Source organism: Plantibacter cousiniae (nom. nud.) (genome assembly GCF_977070315.1).
Map to the genome: position 1 here is coordinate 67,777 of NZ_CDRVEU010000002.1, position 16,925 is coordinate 84,701.

Annotated in this window: 18 protein-coding genes and 1 tRNA gene; 10 read left to right on the forward strand and 9 right to left on the reverse strand. The window is 58.2% G+C overall.

Annotated elements, in window-relative coordinates:
- Positions 1-12: 12 nt before the first annotated feature.
- Complete coding sequence (locus tag ACW55A_RS03990) at positions 13-357, reverse strand: hypothetical protein (RefSeq protein WP_498810779.1); 345 nt, start codon at positions 355-357, stop codon at positions 13-15.
- A gap of 531 nt (positions 358-888) precedes the next feature.
- On the opposite strand from ACW55A_RS03990, the gene ACW55A_RS03995 reads away from it, so the two are divergent.
- From ACW55A_RS03995 to ACW55A_RS04015, 5 genes are all read left to right on the forward strand, one after another.
- Positions 889-1,164 carry a hypothetical protein gene (locus ACW55A_RS03995; protein ID WP_498810778.1) on the forward strand — a complete coding sequence of 92 codons (276 nt, stop codon included), beginning with the start codon at positions 889-891 and terminating at the stop codon, positions 1,162-1,164.
- Between the two features lie 227 nt (positions 1,165-1,391).
- The gene (locus ACW55A_RS04000) at positions 1,392-2,030 is read left to right on the forward strand and encodes a cysteine hydrolase family protein (RefSeq protein ID WP_003370729.1); all 639 of its coding nucleotides are present in this window, start codon (positions 1,392-1,394) and stop codon (positions 2,028-2,030) included.
- Between the two features lie 226 nt (positions 2,031-2,256).
- Positions 2,257-3,270, forward strand: coding sequence for an isopenicillin N synthase family dioxygenase (locus ACW55A_RS04005; RefSeq protein ID WP_058396869.1), 1,014 nt, complete (start codon positions 2,257-2,259; stop codon positions 3,268-3,270).
- 1 nt (position 3,271) lies between these two features.
- Positions 3,272-3,658, forward strand: a complete 387-nt coding sequence (locus tag ACW55A_RS04010; protein ID WP_054080970.1) for a VOC family protein — start codon at positions 3,272-3,274, stop codon at positions 3,656-3,658.
- Positions 3,659-3,837: 179 nt separating this feature from the next.
- Positions 3,838-4,566 (forward strand): lytic polysaccharide monooxygenase auxiliary activity family 9 protein, encoded by a 729-nt coding sequence (locus ACW55A_RS04015; protein ID WP_498810777.1) that lies wholly within the window; start codon positions 3,838-3,840, stop codon positions 4,564-4,566.
- A gap of 749 nt (positions 4,567-5,315) precedes the next feature.
- Here the strand turns inward: ACW55A_RS04015 and ACW55A_RS04020 are convergent.
- The 7 genes from ACW55A_RS04020 to ACW55A_RS04050 all read right to left on the reverse strand — a co-directional run bounded on the left by ACW55A_RS04020 (position 5,316) and on the right by ACW55A_RS04050 (position 11,215).
- On the reverse strand, positions 5,316-5,660 hold the full coding sequence (locus tag ACW55A_RS04020; protein WP_060707866.1) for a hypothetical protein: 345 nt from the start codon (positions 5,658-5,660) through the stop codon (positions 5,316-5,318).
- A 422-nt stretch (positions 5,661-6,082) separates the two neighbouring features.
- Positions 6,083-6,168 (reverse strand) — tRNA-Leu (locus ACW55A_RS04025).
- A 165-nt stretch (positions 6,169-6,333) separates the two neighbouring features.
- Positions 6,334-7,404, reverse strand: coding sequence for a DNA topoisomerase IB (locus ACW55A_RS04030; protein ID WP_003435474.1), 1,071 nt, complete (start codon positions 7,402-7,404; stop codon positions 6,334-6,336).
- 89 nt (positions 7,405-7,493) lie between these two features.
- Positions 7,494-8,582: a molybdenum ABC transporter ATP-binding protein gene (modC, locus tag ACW55A_RS04035; RefSeq protein ID WP_455808820.1), complete on the reverse strand. Its 1,089-nt coding sequence runs from the start codon at positions 8,580-8,582 to the stop codon at positions 7,494-7,496.
- 3 nt (positions 8,583-8,585) lie between these two features.
- Complete coding sequence (modB, locus tag ACW55A_RS04040; RefSeq protein WP_003435467.1) at positions 8,586-9,266, reverse strand: molybdate ABC transporter permease subunit; 681 nt, start codon at positions 9,264-9,266, stop codon at positions 8,586-8,588.
- Positions 9,267-10,034 (reverse strand): molybdate ABC transporter substrate-binding protein, encoded by a 768-nt coding sequence (gene modA, locus ACW55A_RS04045; protein WP_003370745.1) that lies wholly within the window; start codon positions 10,032-10,034, stop codon positions 9,267-9,269.
- Between the two features lie 101 nt (positions 10,035-10,135).
- On the reverse strand, positions 10,136-11,215 hold the full coding sequence (locus tag ACW55A_RS04050) for an NAD(P)H-dependent flavin oxidoreductase (protein ID WP_455808819.1): 1,080 nt from the start codon (positions 11,213-11,215) through the stop codon (positions 10,136-10,138).
- A gap of 135 nt (positions 11,216-11,350) precedes the next feature.
- Here ACW55A_RS04050 and acuR point away from each other — a divergent pair, with 135 nt between their 5' ends.
- Complete coding sequence (gene acuR, locus ACW55A_RS04055; RefSeq protein ID WP_455808818.1) at positions 11,351-12,010, forward strand: acrylate utilization transcriptional regulator AcuR; 660 nt, start codon at positions 11,351-11,353, stop codon at positions 12,008-12,010.
- A gap of 49 nt (positions 12,011-12,059) precedes the next feature.
- Entirely contained in the window at positions 12,060-13,043 is a 984-nt protein-coding gene (acuI, locus tag ACW55A_RS04060) for an acrylyl-CoA reductase (NADPH) (RefSeq protein WP_455808817.1), read from the forward strand.
- A gap of 5 nt (positions 13,044-13,048) precedes the next feature.
- Here acuI and ACW55A_RS04065 read toward each other — a convergent pair whose 3' ends face one another.
- Complete coding sequence (locus ACW55A_RS04065; protein ID WP_498810775.1) at positions 13,049-13,513, reverse strand: Xre family toxin-antitoxin system antitoxin; 465 nt, start codon at positions 13,511-13,513, stop codon at positions 13,049-13,051.
- 223 nt (positions 13,514-13,736) lie between these two features.
- Between ACW55A_RS04065 and ACW55A_RS04070 the strand changes: the two genes are divergently transcribed.
- The 3 genes from ACW55A_RS04070 to ACW55A_RS04080 all read left to right on the forward strand — a co-directional run bounded on the left by ACW55A_RS04070 (position 13,737) and on the right by ACW55A_RS04080 (position 16,920).
- Positions 13,737-14,702, forward strand: a complete 966-nt coding sequence (locus tag ACW55A_RS04070; RefSeq protein ID WP_455808815.1) for a site-specific integrase — start codon at positions 13,737-13,739, stop codon at positions 14,700-14,702.
- Positions 14,703-15,035: 333 nt separating this feature from the next.
- A complete protein-coding gene (locus tag ACW55A_RS04075) occupies positions 15,036-15,428 on the forward strand; it encodes a cupin domain-containing protein (RefSeq protein ID WP_455808814.1) in 393 nt (130 codons plus the stop codon).
- Positions 15,421-16,920, forward strand: coding sequence for a methionine--tRNA ligase (locus ACW55A_RS04080; RefSeq protein WP_455808813.1), 1,500 nt, complete (start codon positions 15,421-15,423; stop codon positions 16,918-16,920). Before ACW55A_RS04075 ends, ACW55A_RS04080 begins: the two co-directional genes overlap by 8 nt.
- Positions 16,921-16,925: the final 5 nt, after the last annotated feature.

Genomic DNA, 16,925 nt, shown 5'->3' on the forward strand with positions numbered 1-16,925 from the left:
TGGCTTCAAGCGCTACTCCTTTTCACCCCATCTTTCCGGGCTGATTCCTTCGAGCCTCATGACCTCACGATGCTGTTCGATGACGTACTTCTGTGAGTTGATTGTCGCCCAGGAATCGCAGGCATCGCGTAGCAGGTCAGATATCCGGCTGTCCGCATCCCTCAGCTTTATCCTGAGCTTGTCACGCTCAAGCGCCGCATCGTTGTGCATGTCGATGAGTTTCGTGACGTGCTTGCGATATCGGTCGACCTCGTCGCGCAGCAGTCTGTTTTCTTCCACCACCAGATGCGCGTGCTGTTTAAGCATCTGTTCCTCGGTGGGGCAAAACGGCCAGTCTTCGGCGTAGTCGATGTTCATGATAGGTGATTCTCAAAGTGCTGTATGTGTATACAGTAGTTGAGTGATTCGGATTTGGGGAGTGGTGTTCGTCGGCAGGACGCCGGGAAGGGAGAAAATCAGTTCCGAAATAAAAAGTAGAGTCCGCATTCCTCGGGGCCTCCAGAGGACTTTTTTTGCTTCTATTTCGGAACCAAATATTGCTACAGGCCGCAGCCTGATTGTGTTTCATGGCCGGATTGCAAATCCGCCTACGCCGGTTCGATTCCGACCTCGGCCTCCACTATTCAAAGCCCCGCAGATTAACGTCTGCAGGGTTTTTTATTGGGCGCAGATTTGTATTTTTCCCATCTGATCAGGACAACTCCGGGACACTGAAATAATTCATAGGCACCGCGCTCAGCCAGCAAACAAAAGGGCTGGCTCATACACGATTGGAAAGTGGCGTGAGTTGCTTGAGTGGTCTATTAATTTCATGTGTGTCTTAACGAGGGCTCAGCCTTGGTCGGTAGAATTTCTGATTCCGAACTTCATGAAATGCGGATTCGCAAGTTGCAGAACGACATCGCCGACTCAGAGCGCCTCGGGATGCCGGTGAAATTCATGCACCTGTCCGCGTTGACATCCACCAGTCGGGAGCATCATATCGAACGACATGGCGAGTTGTTCACGGGGCAGCAGATGCTCGATTGGTGGGCAGAAGGGGATAATCGGGTGCGCTGTCGATGCGCATGCACCCCGATACTTCTGGACAGGCAGGGAAGGCCAATGACGCCTGACCTGATAGCCAATGCCAAAATGGAGTTGAAGAACTTCAAGGATTCCTGAGCTTTCGTTTGATGCTTTACGCATAATATAGAGAGAGGGAAGCTAAGAAGTCGATTGCTAAGTTGATGACGTCTTCACCGCGGACCGCAGGACTTCTTTAGCCCCTGACGCATGCACTGCCGCGTGACCGGTGCGCAGTTCTTCCATACAGATGCCCTGAAGACATACAGCACGATTATTGCTTGGCAAGGCTATCCAGCCTGTCAGGCTCAATCGAGGTAAGTCCCATGAGCAAACCCCTTGTCCGCTGGCCGATCATTCCGCGCAGAACGGCGGTCATCGTTGTAGACATGCAAAAGGTCTTTTGTGAGCCCACCGGGGCGTTGTACGTAAAAAGTACTGCGGGCATCGTCCAGCCTATTCAGATGCTGCTGCAAACCGCACGGGCTGCGCAGGTGACGGTGGTTTATCTTCGCCATATCGTGCGTGGCGATGGTTCTGATACCGGGCGCATGCGTGATCTTTATCCGAATGTGGACCAGATACTGGCACGGCATGATCCGGACGTTGAGGTCATCGAAGCGCTAGCGCCTCGGTCGGGTGATGTGATTGTCGACAAGCTGTTTTACAGCGGCTTTCATAACACGGACCTGGACACCGTGCTGCGTGCGCGGGATGTAGACACCATCATCGTCTGCGGTACGGTCACCAATGTGTGTTGTGAAACCACGATCAGGGACGGGGTGCATCGAGAATACAAAGTCATCGCCCTGAGCGACGCCAACGCTGCAATGGACTACCCGGATGTCGGGTTCGGCGCTGTTTCAGCCGAAGAGGTACAGCGAATATCGCTGACGACGATTGCCTATGAGTTTGGCGAAGTGACAACGACTGCCGACGTCATCCAGCGCATTGAAAACGCCTGAAAACAGCGGGTCGAATGTGCGCAATTCTGGCCCGTTTTTCAGACCTGTGCATTCAAACCATGCGTTCTGTTTCAGACCGTTTGATCCGGTTTTAACGGTCGAACCAGCTAACTGCTTGTATGAGCGATGAATTCTTCCAGTGGCATGCTTTCTGCTCTTGCCTCGCTGACCTTCACCCTTGTTGGTGAGCCTTTCCAGCAGCGTGTCAGCGAGAGGAAACAGCCGTATGACTCTGCAATATGTGCCCATTATCAACCTGGCCCCCTATTTCTCAGAAGACCCGGACGGTAAGGCTGCCGTAGCCAAGGCAGTCAATCAGGCGTGTAGGGATATCGGGTTTCTGGTCATTACCGAGCATCAGATTCCCGGAGAGCTTATCGACAGGGTCTCGCGTTTGACCCGCCAATTCTTTGATTTGCCGCTGTCGGAAAAGCGCAAGGTAGATCGGCCCAGCCCGGAGATGGTGCGGGGTTACAGTGCGGTGGCCGAGGAGAGCCTTTCCTATTCTCTGGAGGAAAGTGCGCCGGGGGATCTCAAGGAGTCTTTCTCCATCGGGCCGAGCGATGTGCCGGATGAAGATTATTATCACAATGCCCAGGCCGGCTCGCACTTCGCACCGAATGTCTGGCCTGCGCAAAACCTGCTGCCCGGATTCAAGGAGGCTTATCAGGCCTATTTCGATGCCATGAGCGAATTGGCCCAATCGCTGATGCGCCTGTTTGCCTTGGCATTGGAGCTGGATGAATGTTTTTTCGATGACAAGATCGACCGGCATATCAGCATGTTCCGCAGCCTGAGTTATCCGGACATCAAGACCGAAGTCGAGGCTGGTCAATTACGTGCGAGTGCGCATACCGACTACGGCAGCCTGACCATCGTGCGCCCCGATAACGCGCTGGGCGGCTTGCAAGTACGTAATCGTCAAGGCGAGTGGGTCGATGTGCCGTATGTCGAGAATGGTTTTGTGGTCAACATTGGCGACCTGATGATGCAGTGGACCAACGACCAGTGGATTTCCACGCTGCATCGAGTGGTCAACCCGCCGATGACCAGCGAGCAGGACAACCGTCGACAGTCTCTGGTGTTCTTCCATCAACCCAACTACGACACGTTAATTCAATGCCTGCCAGGCTGCCTGCAGTCTGGCGCCACGCCTCGGCATGCGCCGGTGACATCAGGCGATCATTTGCTGTCCAAGTTCGTCAAGCAGACCACTTTTGGCGGCAGCAAGGTGGCCTGATATGAACTCACTGTCTTACGTCAACGTGTTCGCGCAGGACATCGTTCGCCTGAGCACGTTCTACTCGGACCTGTTCGGCTTTCGCGAAATCGAGGCCATCAGGTCACCAATCTTTCGCGGGCTGGACACCGGCAAGTCCTGCATTGGTTTCAACGCACTGGATGCGTACGAGCTGCTTGGCCTGGAAGCATTTGCAGGCAGCACGGGGTGCAGGTTTTTGCTGAACATCGACGTGTCCGACCAAGCCGAGGTGGACCGACTGGTGCCGCTGGCAGTGGCGCAGGGCGCGAAACTGATCAAGGAACCGTACCTGACCTATTACAACTGGTATCAGGCCGTGCTGCTGGACCCTGAGCAGAACGTCTTTCGCATAAACGTGATGCTCTGAAACGCTGCTGCCGAGTATGGAGTGGCGATTGGGCTGGCTTGGTTAGCTTCCCGCACCCTTGGTTCAGGGTTTTACGGAAAAATCTACTCGCTGAACTGCTAGCTATTCCGTTCATGAAAGCAGGTCTTCAATTGTGCAACAGGCAAAGGATGCCTGATTCAATAATTGAGGATATTGACATGAGTACATCTGATAGCGCGCAACCCAGACACGGCATGGTAACCAGTCCCGAATCCCGTGGTTCTTATGCCATATCCAAAGGGCTGTTGCTGGAGTGGGAGGTGGTCGCTATGGAAGGAGGCAAAAACTTTCCAGACGAGACATTTGGTCTTGCGCACGACTTCCCTGGCGTCGATGAGCCTATTAATCTCGATCCGCCTGCGTCAGCGCCGCCGCTTGCCAACCCTCCACCAGACGGACTCATACTGAGCGGGGGGCAAGATGATCGGCGTAAATGCTTGAACCTGACGGATGTCGGGATCATTGAGGAAATAACGCAAAAAGGTCATGGTACGGCTGAAAAGTGGCCTTGGTTGAGCGTTGCGGGTGGAGACGAGTTTGAAGTTAGATGGGCGTACCATGCCGTACATGTCACACGCGGCTACCGGTGGTTTATTACCAAAGACGGCTGGGATGAAAGCAAACCCATTACCCGGGAGGCCTTCCAGGGAAAGAACTACGTCAGTGATAACCACTTCAAAGCGGACGGTCAAGACGGGTTGATGTGGAGCGATATCTCGGCGTTGAGTCCTTTTGATAAACACCGGGATGAGCTTCAGCCCGCAGAGATTACAAAAGCAACATTACCCAGCGATAAACACGGACATCATGTCATTCTTCTTGCTTGGATCGTCGCCGAAACCGATAAAGCATTTTATCAGGCGTTTGATGTTGATTTTGGTGAGTAAAGCTCATTCGGTCAGCAGTGTAAGCTCTGCGCCTTGATGACTCCTTGATCCGCTCTGTTTAAGATGTGGCCGCGTTCGGAGAGTGAGGCGACGGATGTGAAGGGTAGGATGCAAGCGTCCAGCGAAGTATTACCCCCGCTTATACTGCAAGGCCTGCGCAGAGAAGAAATTGATGATCAGAAGGCCCGGCCTCAGCGCCGGGCTTTTTTTGCATCATGAAAAGGCTTAAAACAACCCACGTTTTTTATGTGGAGTTTCAAGTGTGGGTCGACTTTTAGAACGATTGCTTGCCCTTGCCTTGTTTATGCCGCTGATGTTCGCAGGTGCGTGGCTGGTGTTCGAGATTCCTGGACTAGATCACGACACACGGACAATATTTTTCCTTGGCTGGATGATCGCGATGGCATTTGTCGTCGATCGAATCTGCACAAGAGTATTCAGGGAAAAGTAGACAGCAGATCTGGGATCTGGGCGACCGCGCCTTAAATCTGGGTGGGGAGCAGGGAATGACGCTTTCAAACCTGGAAAGTTTCCAAGAGGAAGTGCAGAAACCCAGCGTGTGCCTCGCGCCTTCATTCGTGAGGGTACATGAATCTGCCGTTCATCTGCTGTGAGCCAATATCGGCACCGTCCGCATGCTGAATGAGCTACTGAATCGGAACGCCTGACTCGTAAAGAGGCCACGGCTCATGCTGACCGGTTTGGTGGTTTGGTGAGCATGCTTTTTGAGAAGCCGAGTGTTTAAGAGGTCAAGTTTGTTTTTGGTAGGGACTCATCTTTACCGCTAAAAGAGCTCGCTCCTTCGTAAGTGGCTTCATCACCCCCTTGGCATCGTCAAGCAGTATGTACAGAAAGTATCGGTCGTCCTGATCGCGCAGTATCCGGTAAACCTCTGCATATGCGTTCGAGCTAGGGGCTACGGTTCGATCTACGAGCAATTCATAGCTGACGATGTGCAAGTTCTTCAACGCCGCCTGGAAGTCTGCATTGATTCCGGTTTCCCACTGGCTACCTCCGCGCACTCTCAAGATGAGGACTACCAACGCAATCAGCGCGAATCCCGCTAATTCAAAAACGCTCGTCCCCTGCTCCATGAGCTAACCCCATATGCTTTCTGATCCGCTGTTAATACCGGCATATGATCACTCATTCAAGCTCGAAGGTGTGACAGTGTTCAGGGCAATTACGTCGGGGGTGAAAAAACTCTGAGCGTGTTCAGCTGGACAAACAATGCTCTGCGCTACGGTCATCACGGCTATTGCGCGTTTGTTCTTTCTACATCGTTGGCGGCTGGTCGAGATCAAGGTCGATTGCGCCAGTCTTCGGCGTGTTAGATGTGCGCAGAATGATCCCCAATTGCTGGGAGGGCGTACATTGGTTGAGTGCTTCAGATTTGGTGTCTGTGGCTGAAGGCCGCAGCAGCACTGAAACGAGAATTGCGGACCACGACTATTTTTCCGCACCAAAACAAAAAGGGCCTACCCAGCAAAAATGCCCAGTAAGCCCTTCATATATGTGGTGCCCCGAGCCGGGGTCGAACCGGCACGTCCAAAGGACGAGGGATTTTAAGTCCCTTGCGTCTACCAATTTCGCCATCGGGGCGGTAGCGCCAAGAGCAGGGAATATATACACCCGGCCCCCATGAAGCAAGCTTGAAAGCGTCTCGAAGGGTGCAAGACGCTGCTTTTTTGTCTGTCAGAAATGCTTGGCAAATCATGAGGCTACGAAATTTTATTGCAGCAAAGGCTGATGCCGTGGTCGGGCGGCTCAGGCTTTGCTGTCTTTCACCACCGCATCGTTAACCACGGCCTCGACCTTGTCAGCCAGTATTCGCAGGTAGCTTGCCAGGGCGACTTCTTCCAGGCGCAGGCCTTTGCGTTGTCGGGAGCGGGGGAGTTTGGCCAGGTTGCCGAGCAGGAAGCCCTCCAGAACCGCAGGGTGGATGTAGCATTTTCGGCAGATGGCGGGGGTATTGCCCAGTTGTTTCGAGACTGCCTTGACCATGTCGACGATGTGCCGTTTGGCGTCGGCTTCTGGCTCCCAGTGCAGTTTTTGCAGCGTTGCCAGCGCCAGCGCGCTGGCCGCCCAGGTTCGGTAGTCCTTGGCCGTGAAGTCCGAGCCGGTGAGGCTTTGCAGGTAGGCATTGATATCGGATGAGGTCACTGCGTGGCGCACGCCGTCTTCGTCCAGGTACTGGAAGAGGTTTTGTCCGGGCAGCTCCATGCAGCGCTTGATCACATTGGCCAGACGCCGATCCTTGACGCTGACCTTGTGCTCGACGCCGCTCTTGCCGCGGAATTCGAAGAGGATCTGACCGCCTTTGACCTCGACGTGTTTATTGCGCAGGGTGGTCAGGCCGTACGAACGGTTTTCCTTGGCGTACTGGCTGTTGCCGATGCGGATCAGAGTGGCGTCCAGCAATGAAATGACCGTCGCCATGACTTTTTCCCGGCCCATGCCCGGCTGGGCGAGCTGTGCTTCGATCTGCTTGCGCACTTTGGGCAGCGCATGGCCGAACTCGATCAGCCGCGAGTATTTGTCCTGATCACGTATTTCGCGCCAGCGCGGGTGGTAGCGATACTGTTTGCGCCCGCGGGCGTCGCGGCCAGTGGCTTGCAGATGACCCAACGGGTCGGCACAGATCCACACCTCGGTGTAGGCGGGCGGCACTGCCAGAGCGTTGATGCGCTTGATCTCCGACTCGTCCTTGATGCGCTGACCGTTAGTGTCGAAGTACGCGAATTTGCCGCGCAGTACCTTGCGTGTAAGGCCCGGTTGAGTGTCGTCTACGTAATGCAGTTCACTGGCGGGCTGGCTGATGGCAGTCGAGTCAGGCATGGCTAAGTTCCAAAGGCAGTTAAAAACACTGACCTCGGCCTTTTACGGTGGTGCCGTTTATTTGCTGCGTGGCGGTTTTTTTCGAAAGGTCAGGCCAGCACCGCGACCGCCTTGATCTGCGCCCAGAGTGACTGGCCTCTGTGCAGGTTCAGTTGGTCGCTGGAATAGCGAGTGATGCGCGCGAGTAGCGGCGTGCCGCCCGCGTCCAGTTTGACCAGGACGTGCGCCGAATTGTCGGCCAGCGCTTCCTCGATCACCGTGACCGGCAAGCGGTTGAGGATGCTGCTCTGGTAATCGGGTTGCAGGTTGAGGCTGACGTCCCGGGCCTGCACCTTGATGCGCAGCAGGGTGCCGACCTGCATCTGCACGTGGGCGACGCGCATGCTCAGTTTGCTGTAGGGCAGCGTCACGGTGAGCAACTGGTAATGGTGATCATAGGCGCTGACCGTGCCTTCGATGACCACCCCCGCATCACTGCCCATCGCCAGAGGCAGGTCCAGCCGCGCCAGGGTTTCGTGGATCGGACCGCTGGCCAGCACGTTGCCTGCGTCGAGCAGTACCAGGTGGTCCGCCAGGCGTGCGACTTCATCCTGAGCGTGGCTGACGTACAGCATGGGGATGTCCAGCTCCCGGTGCAGGCGCTCCAGGTACGGCAGAATTTCACTTTTGCGCCGGGTGTCCAGCGCCGCCAGCGGCTCATCGAGCAGCATCAGCCGCGGGCTGGTCAGCAGCGCGCGTGCGATGCCTACGCGCTGGCGCTCGCCACCGGACAGCTTGTCCGGGCTGCGTTCTAGCAGATGATCAATGCCGAGCAATTCGCTGGCTTGCGGCAGTTGAATGCGGCGCTGCTGGCGCGGGATACGTTTCATCCCGAACTCCAGATTGTCCCGTACCGACAGATGCGGGAACAGGCTGGCTTCCTGAAACACGTAGCCGATCGCCCGCTTGTGCGGAGCCAGGAAAATACCTTTTTCAGTGTCCTGCCAGACTTCATCGTGAACGCGGATGAAGCCCTGATCGGCTTTTTCCAGACCGGCGATGCAGCGCAGGCAAGTCGTCTTGCCCGAGCCGGAAGGCCCGAACAGCGCGGTAATGCCCGAACCCGGCAGTCTCAGGTCGGTACGGACGGTGAAATCCGGGTAGGCCATTTGCAGGCGGACTTCTATCGGCGACGCCATGACTCAGCTCCATGCCGTTTTGGATTTGCCGCTGGAATACAACGCCAGCAGCACCAGAAAGGAAAAGACCAGCATCGCGCCGGCCAGCCAGTGCGCTTGCAGGTACTCCATGGATTCGACGTGATCGAAGATTTGCACTGACACCACACGGGTTTTCTCGGGAATGTTGCCGCCGATCATCAGCACCACACCGAACTCGCCGACCGTGTGCGCGAACCCGAGGATCGCCGCGGTGATAAACCCCGGCTTTGCCAGTGGCAGAATCACGTGGAAAAAAGTGTCCCAAGGGCCGGCCCGCAAGGTGGATGCGACCTCCAGAGGGCGGGTGCCGATCGCTGCAAACGCGTTCTGCAGCGGCTGCACGACGAAAGGCATCGAGTACAGAACCGAGCCAATCACCAGCCCGGCAAAGCTGAAAGTCAGCGTGCCCATCCCCAAGCTTTGGGTAAGCTGACCCACCGCACCGTTAGGCCCGAGCAGCAGCAACAGGTAAAAACCGATAACGGTTGGCGGCAGCACCAGGGGCAGGGCGACCACTGCGCCAATCGGCCCCTTCAGCCATGAATCAGTGCGCGCCAGCCACAGCGCGATGGGCGTGCCGATAATCAGCAGGATAACGGTGGTCAGCGACGCCAGTTTCAGCGTCAGCCAGATCGCCGCGATGTCGGCACTCCCCAGCGGCATTTACAGCTGGTATCCGAAGGACTTGATGATCGCGGCGGCTTTCGGGCCCTTGAGGTACTCGACCAGCGCCTTGGCAGCGGCGCTGTCCTTGCCTTTGTTAAGGATGACCGCGTCCTGCTTGATCGGGTCATGCAGGTCATCCGGTACGATCCAGGCCGAGCCGCTGGTCAACTTGCCATCCTTGTAGACCTGCGACAGGGCCACGAAACCCAGCTCGGCATTGCCGGTGGACACGAACTGGTAGGCCTGGGTAATGCTCTGACCTTCGACGATCTTGGCTTTGGTGGCTTCGGTCAGTCCCAGTTTGCTCAGCACCTGGGTTGCTGCCAGGCCGTAGGGAGCGGTTTTGGGGTTGGCGATGGACAAGTGTTGATACTGATTGGCCTTGAGCACCTGGCCCTTGCTGTCGACATAACCATCCTTGGCTGACCACAGCGCCAGCGTTCCGACCGCGTAGGTGAAACGCGACCCCTTGACGGTGTCGCCTTCCTGCTCGAGTTTTGCGGGTGTCGTGTCGTCAGCCGAGAGGAACACCTCGAACGGCGCGCCATTTTTGATCTGCGTATAGATCTGACCGGTAGCGCCAAACGCAGCGACCAGCTTGTGGCCGGTGTCCTTCTCGAAGTCAGTGGCTATCGCCTGGATCGGCGCGGTGAAATTGGCCGCCACGGCGACCTGCACTTCGTCGGCAGACGCATGGGCTGCAGCAGAGGCGGCAAAGGCCAGCACGGAGAACTTGAGAATGGCGCGCAGCGTGGTCGTTCGCATGAAACAGCTCCTTGATGATGAAAACGCACGCCATCGAGATAAGGGCGTTTCGCTATATAGATAAATATATAGCGTCAGCCTGTTGTTCTGAAAGCACTGTTTTATTGCGGAGACAGAATTTTCAGCGCGTTTTCAGCCAGTTGCCGCGTCAGTTCGGTGGCCCCCAGCTGATGTTTGATACCGACTGCCTGGCCTGCCCAGAGGTTCACAAAGTCACTGCTGCCCAGTTTTTCCGCCTGCGCGCGCAGCGGCATCAAGGCACCACCCGCCAACGGAAATGCCGGGGCGAGCGGGCTGATGGGGCCTGCCTCGCGCATGATCCGGTTGACGATGCCTCGCGCCGGGCGCCCGGTGAAGAGGTTGGTCAGAGCGGTCTGGCTGCCCGAGGCATCGTATAGCGCCTGTCGGTGCAGGGCGCTGACGCTGGCTTCCGGGCAGAATAGATACGCGGTTCCGACCTGTACCGCCGAAGCGCCCAGGACAAATGCTGCTGCGATCCCGCGACCGTCTGCAATGCCACCTGCCGCGATGACCGGGATGCTTGTCGCGTCAGCGATTTGCGGCACCAGCGCAAAGGTGCCGACCTGTGTGTGCAGTTGATCGCTGAGAAACAGCCCCCTATGGCCGCCTGCTTCATAGCCCATGGCAATGACCGCATCGCAGCCGTGTCGCTCCAGCCAGACCGCTTCCTCGACTGTGGTGGCTGACGAGATGATCTTCGCACCGGTGGCCCGGACCCGATCCAGTAACGATGGCTGCGGAAGGCCGAAATGGAAACTCACCACTTCCGGCCTCAATCGTTCGATCAGCGTGCAACTGTCACTGTCGAAAGGCGCGCGGTTGGAGACAGGTGTTGGCGCATCGAAATCGGCACCCAGTTCCTCGTAATACGGCTTGAGCGACTGCTTCCAGCGTTCAGCACGCTCGGCATCGTCGGCCGGAGACTGATGGCAGAAGAAATTCAGGTTCAGCGTGGCGTTGCGGGTCTGTTGCCTGAACGTCGCCACTTCCTGATCGATTTTCTCAGGGGTGAGCATGGCGCAGGGCAATGCCCCCAAGCCGCCAGCCTGAGCCACAGCAATGGCCATCTGCGATCCGCTGGCGCCCGCCATGGGGGCTTGCAACAGGGGCAGTTCGATGGCGAACAGGTCAATGATGCGGCTATCTGGCCATTGGCTCATGGGATTCTCCGGCAGGCATTCGGCAAACGCTCATTGAGCGCGAGAATGGTGTGAATGGCAAACGCAACGGCGAGCGTCGACAAGCCGGCAGGGCCATTCGGTTGACATAAAAAACGATCGGTCTACTATTCAGACATGACTCAGCCAACTATCCCGCTACCCACTCCCTCACTCGCCAGGCCCCGGCGTCCCGGGCGGCCGCCGAAGGTTGATCGCGATAACCTTGAGACCCGCGAGGCGCTGTTGCGCCGCGGTCTGGAAGTGCTCACCGAACAGAGCTTTTCGGCCACGGGGCTGGATTACATCCTCAAGGAAGTCGGCATTCCCAAAGGCTCCTTCTATCACTATTTCCCCAGTAAGGAAGCCTTCGGCCGGGCGGTGCTGGATGAGTACGCGCGCTATTTCGCACAGCGGCTGGACCGCTGGCTGCTGGATGAGGCGCTTTCGCCACTGGAACGACTGGTCGGTTTTGTGCAGAGCGCCAAGGGCGGTATGGCGCGACACGACTACCGACGCGGTTGCATGGTCGGCAATCTGGGCCAGGAAATCAGTCTCTTGCCGGACGGATTCCGAGAGGTACTGGAACAGACGCTGCTGGACTGGCAGTCAAAGCTGGCGGGCTGTCTGAGGTATGCGCAATCAATCGGCGAATTGGCTGCAGACGCTGATTGCGATGAGCTGGCCGCGTTTTTCTGGATCGGCTGGGAAGGCGCAGTGCTGCGCGCCCGGCTGGTCAAAAGCGCTACACCATTGAACACGTTCATTGCCGGCTACCTTCGTGGTTTGCCGCAATGATTTCTCTTCAGGGCTATTTAAAGACGATCAGTCTAAATTGGAGGCGCATATGTTCAAGGGCATCTTGATCGACAAGGATGAGGCGGGCTACCACGTCAATCTGACCGACATCGACGAAGCGCGGCTGCCCACGGGCGACGTGACGATCGACGTGTCGCACAGCACGCTCAATTACAAGGACGCGCTGGCGATCACGGGTCAGAGCCCGATCGTGCGCAGCTTTCCGATGGTGCCGGGTATTGACCTGGCCGGTACGGTTGAAGCCAGTGATACCCCTGAGTTCAAGGTCGGGGACAAGGTTCTGCTCAATGGCTGGGGTGTCGGTGAAGGGCATTGGGGCGGCCTGGCGCAGAAGGCCCGGCTCAAGAGCGAATGGCTCACTCCTCTGCCGCAGGCCTTCACGCCGGCGCAGGCGATGGCCATCGGCACGGCGGGCTACACCGCGATGCTCAGTGTCCTGGCACTGGAAAAGCACGGTTTGACGCCAGACCATGGCGATGTGCTGGTCACCGGCGCCAATGGTGGGGTCGGCAGCTTTGCCATCGCCATCCTCGCCAGGCTCGGCTATCGGGTCATTGCCTCCACCGGGCGGGCTTCGGAAAGCGAGTACCTGCAGCAACTCGGCGCGGCACAGATCATTGACCGGCAAACCCTCTCGCAGCCTGGGCGACCGCTGGCCAAGGAGCAATGGGCGGCGGCAGTCGACTCTGTCGGCAGCCATACATTGGCCAACGTGTGCGCCGGTATCCGTTATCGCGGTGTGGTGGCGGCCTGTGGCCTGGCGCAGGGCATGGAGTTTCCGGGTTCGGTTGCGCCGTTCATTCTGCGCGGTGTCACGCTGGCGGGTATCGACAGCGTGACCCGCCCGCGCGCGGACCGGCTGGAAGCCTGGTCGAGGCTCGCGAGCGACCTGGACATGTCGTTGCTGCCGCTGATCAGCCGTGAAGTCGGCCTGAACGAGGTGATCGACCTCGCGCCGCAATTGATTGCAGGGCAGGTTCGTGGGCGGATCGTGGTGGATACTGCACGCTGAGTGAATCACGGCGCGTCGGCACTGGCACACTCGAGTGCGACCAGTGCGCGATGCACTTGCGTCGTGCCGAGCCCGGTTTCGCATAATTGCAACGGCGTGCGACCGCCGAGTGACGTGTTGCGCGTAACCAGCCATTGGCCGGCACGCTCGGGCGTTGCAAACACCTGCAGAGCGTGGCTGGCAATCATCGCCACACGGTCCAGGCGTTCGGAGGCCACCAGGTCCAGTGACTGCTGTTGGCGCTGGCGCCGTTCGAGGGTTGAAATCGATGCGTTGAACAGCGCTTCCATTTGCCGGGGACCAAGGGCCAGCGCGTCCCGGACTGCACGGATCCAGCGCGGCGCAAAGCCCGCCTGAATGTTCGTCAGGCGTTCGGCTTCGCTGCGCTGACTGAGCTGGTAAGTCAGCAACCAGAATCTGGCCGCCGCTTCACGACGACCACTTGTTTTGCTGGTAGAGGACGGAATCAAGGTACGCGCCGACCTTCGGTGGCGGAAAGGACGGCCAAGGCTATCTCAGGCGACACGTTGTTCAAACACCACGATGTTACCGGGCGTTGCCTGACCGGGAAGGCGGTGCGCTGCAGCGCAGGTGTCGCACCAGAGCCCTCGTGCTAAAGTCGGTCGCCTGAATACGAATGAAAAGCGCCGTGGCTGTTGGCACGCGCTTGCACCAGAAAAGGCGTCGCTCCCTATGCCGCACGACCCTCACACCGACCAGGACGCACGTATTGTCAGCCAGCCTTCGCTGCCCGACGTCAACAAGCCGCTGCGCCTCTACCTCGACCGCCTGGCACCTTCTAGCCGCCTGACCATGACCTACGTTCTGCAGGATGCGGCAGACCGGCTGGGCATGGCTGACGTCGATATTCATGATATTCCCTGGCACACCCTGCAACCTGGCCACGTTACCGCGCTGGTCGCAACGCTGCGTCAGGATAACTATGCGCCCAATACCACCTCGCTGTATGTGAACGCTATTCGCGGGGTGATGAACGAAGCCTGGCGGCACGACCTGATCAGCCACGATCAGTTGTTGAAAATCCGCTCGATCAAACCGGTCAGCGGCACGCGATTGGTCAAGGGCCGCAACATCCGTCGCACGCTGATTCGCGAGCTGATGGAAGCCTGTGCTGCCGACCCCAGGCCGCAAGGGCGTCGCGATGCCGCGATCATTGCCATTCTGTATGGCTCGGGGATGCGCAAGTCCGAGTCGGTCAACCTCGACCTTTCCCAGATCGATTTCGCCGAGCGCAGCCTGCGGGTGCTGGGCAAAGGCAACAAGCAACTGATCAAGTACGCCCCCGAATGGGCCTTCAAGGCGCTGAACGACTGGCTGGCGTTGCGCCGGTCGTGCCTCCCGCCGGGGCAGGGCGATGACCCGTTCCTGTTCAACCGGATCCGCCGTGGCAGCCATATCACCCGCGACAGAATCACCAAACATGCCATTTACTTCATCGCCAAGCAGCGCGGGCGGCAAGTGGGCGTGAACATCATGCCCCACGATTTTCGACGCTCGTTCATCACCCGGGTGATCGAAGAGTTCGATCTGTCGATTGCCCAGAAACTCGCGCACCACACGCATATCTCGACCACCGCCAGTTACGACATGCGCAGTGACAACGAGCGGCGCAACGTTGTGGACGGGTTCGACCTTTGAGCAAAAAAAAGCCACCTCGCGTAAACGGGGTGGCTTAAAAGATCTAACCAAAGGAGTGATGAAGCAGAGCAGAGATTCACCGGCATCGCGACGCGGATTCGCGGTGCCGGGAGAAATGTTCGTTCATCGCCGGCAACGTTAACACCGCCGCTCCCGATTCAGTTATCAGCGTTATCGATAGCCGTCATTGTCAAAAAAAATAGGACGGTGGGCCTGCCTGCGGATCGCCATCCAAAAAGTGGATAGTTCGACCCTGAGGTATCCGGCAATCGGATAGCCAACAATTGGCAACAATTTCATGCTTTGCCGCACTTGAAACGTACGGGACTGAGCATGGAAAAGTTCGATATACACCGTAAAACCCGATTCGACTCGTTGGTACATGAGTACGGTCTGGATGGCAGCCGCCTGCTGCCGTGGGAAGGCTATCCGATGCCGTTTGCTGGCGGCTGGTGCGTGGTCCGTCCGGGCACCCGCAGCGAAGCACACACACAGATCGATCAGGAAATCTTCATCGCCATCAAGGGCAGTGCGCGTCTGGTTGTCGGTGACAGGGAGATGGATTTCAGCGTCGGCGATATCGCCGCCATTCCGAAACACACCAACCATTACGTCATCAACGATTCCGCCGAGGACTTCCACTTTTATGTGGTCTGGTGGGACATGAACTACGTCAACGCGTTCGTTGCGCAGCACAGCGAGACCACGGGGTGCCTCGATGAGTAAGTTCATCGTCACCATCACGCCACCGACCCCCAACGGCGATTTGCACATAGGCCATATCGCCGGGCCGTTTCTGGCCGCTGATGTGTTTACCCGCGTGCAGCGCCAGCGCGGCCACGAGTGTGTGCTGGTGTCCTACTCCGACGACTACCAGTCCTACATGCTGCGCAAAGGACTGGAGCAGGGCGTCGACCCGGTCGAGCTGGCCAGGCGCAATTCCGACCGTATCGAAGCTTCTCTGGCGGCCATCAACATACAGCCCGACAACTGGATGCGCCCGCACGACAATGCGTGGTTCGCCGAAGCGGTGGGTGAGGTGTTCAGTGCGTTGCGTGATGTCGGCGCAATCGAATGTCGGGATTCCAGCGAGCCGTATTGCCCTGATTGCGACGTCTGGGGCTACGAGGCCTTTGCCCGGGGCAACTGCAATTACTGCGGTGCCGAGTCCGACGCCAGTCAGTGCGAGAACTGTGCTCAGGCCCCTGACGCCGAGCTGATGACGGACTTGCGCTGCAAGCTCTGCGGTCAGCCCTCGCAATGGAAAACCGTCCATCGCGCGTTTCTGAAACTGGCCGGGTTCAAGCCGCAGTTGCGTGACCGCCTGCTGGGCCAGTCATGGCGCAAGCCGCTCGACAGCTGGTTGCGCGACAGCCTGGAGCACTTGCATGACTGGGGCGTCACGCGTCCGGGCGACGGCGGGCTCGACCTGCAGGCCGACGGCTCGTGCCGGGTGCACACCTGGTTCATGGGCCTGGCAGGCTATATGGCGGCATTTCGGGAGTACGCCGACCGCGTCGGGCGTCCGGAGCTGTTTCGTCAGTACTGGCAGTCGGGGCAGGGTACGCTGGTGCACTTTCTCGGCTTTGACTGTGTGTTCAGCCACGCCATCGCCTACCCGGCACAACTGTCGGCGCTGCGCGACATCAAGGTCCGCCAGCGCTTCATGCCCAATCAGTTTCTCAAGCTGGACGGCCTGAACCTGTCGACCAGCCGCAATCACGCGATCTGGGTCGGTGACCTGGCCCGTGAAGCCTGCGCCGACAGTGCGCGCCTGTATCTGGCGAGTATCGCGCCGGAAGAAAGCGAAGGTGATTTCCGCCTGGCGCAGTTCCTCGCATGGCGGACAGAGGTGTTCAGCGAGTTTTTCCCGGCCTTGCTGGACGCTGGAAGCAACCGCGACGACCACTGGTGGAGCGGCCTCTGCGGGGCAGACGCCGGACTCCTGGAAGCGCTGCGCTTGCAATGGAGCAAAGCCTCGGAGCCTGCGCAGTTTTCGATGAAACGCATGGCCCAGGTGCTGCTGGACGTAATCGCCATCACTCGCGCGCGTTTGGCCGAAGGTCGTCCGGTCAGCCATCTGGCGGCATTCATCGCGGTGCTTGGCAAGGCGCTGATTCCGGACATGTCAGCGCAGATCATCAGCGCGTTCGGACTGCCCGAGGCCCGCGTCCACGCCACGCTGATGAACGGCCCGGCCGCTGAATACTCCATCTGAACGGA

Bases quoted from the DNA above. Each gene is read 5' to 3' on its own strand.
- acuR (WP_455808818.1), top strand. From the start codon at position 11,351: ATGACTCAGCCAACTATCCCGCTACCCACTCCCTCACTCGCCAGGCCC.
- ACW55A_RS04030 (WP_003435474.1), bottom strand. From the start codon at position 7,404: ATGCCTGACTCGACTGCCATCAGCCAGCCCGCCAGTGAACTGCATTAC.
- modB (WP_003435467.1), bottom strand. From the start codon at position 9,266: ATGCCGCTGGGGAGTGCCGACATCGCGGCGATCTGGCTGACGCTGAAA.
- ACW55A_RS03990 (WP_498810779.1), bottom strand. From the start codon at position 357: ATGAACATCGACTACGCCGAAGACTGGCCGTTTTGCCCCACCGAGGAA.
- ACW55A_RS04075 (WP_455808814.1), top strand. From the start codon at position 15,036: ATGGAAAAGTTCGATATACACCGTAAAACCCGATTCGACTCGTTGGTA.
- ACW55A_RS04005 (WP_058396869.1), top strand. From the start codon at position 2,257: ATGACTCTGCAATATGTGCCCATTATCAACCTGGCCCCCTATTTCTCA.
- modA (WP_003370745.1), bottom strand. From the start codon at position 10,034: ATGCGAACGACCACGCTGCGCGCCATTCTCAAGTTCTCCGTGCTGGCC.
- ACW55A_RS04010 (WP_054080970.1), top strand. From the start codon at position 3,272: ATGAACTCACTGTCTTACGTCAACGTGTTCGCGCAGGACATCGTTCGC.
- ACW55A_RS04050 (WP_455808819.1), bottom strand. From the start codon at position 11,215: ATGAGCCAATGGCCAGATAGCCGCATCATTGACCTGTTCGCCATCGAA.
- ACW55A_RS04070 (WP_455808815.1), top strand. From the start codon at position 13,737: ATGCCGCACGACCCTCACACCGACCAGGACGCACGTATTGTCAGCCAG.
- acuI (WP_455808817.1), top strand. From the start codon at position 12,060: ATGTTCAAGGGCATCTTGATCGACAAGGATGAGGCGGGCTACCACGTC.
- ACW55A_RS04000 (WP_003370729.1), top strand. From the start codon at position 1,392: ATGAGCAAACCCCTTGTCCGCTGGCCGATCATTCCGCGCAGAACGGCG.
- ACW55A_RS04015 (WP_498810777.1), top strand. From the start codon at position 3,838: ATGAGTACATCTGATAGCGCGCAACCCAGACACGGCATGGTAACCAGT.
- ACW55A_RS04080 (WP_455808813.1), top strand. From the start codon at position 15,421: ATGAGTAAGTTCATCGTCACCATCACGCCACCGACCCCCAACGGCGAT.
- ACW55A_RS04020 (WP_060707866.1), bottom strand. From the start codon at position 5,660: ATGGAGCAGGGGACGAGCGTTTTTGAATTAGCGGGATTCGCGCTGATT.
- modC (WP_455808820.1), bottom strand. From the start codon at position 8,582: ATGGCGTCGCCGATAGAAGTCCGCCTGCAAATGGCCTACCCGGATTTC.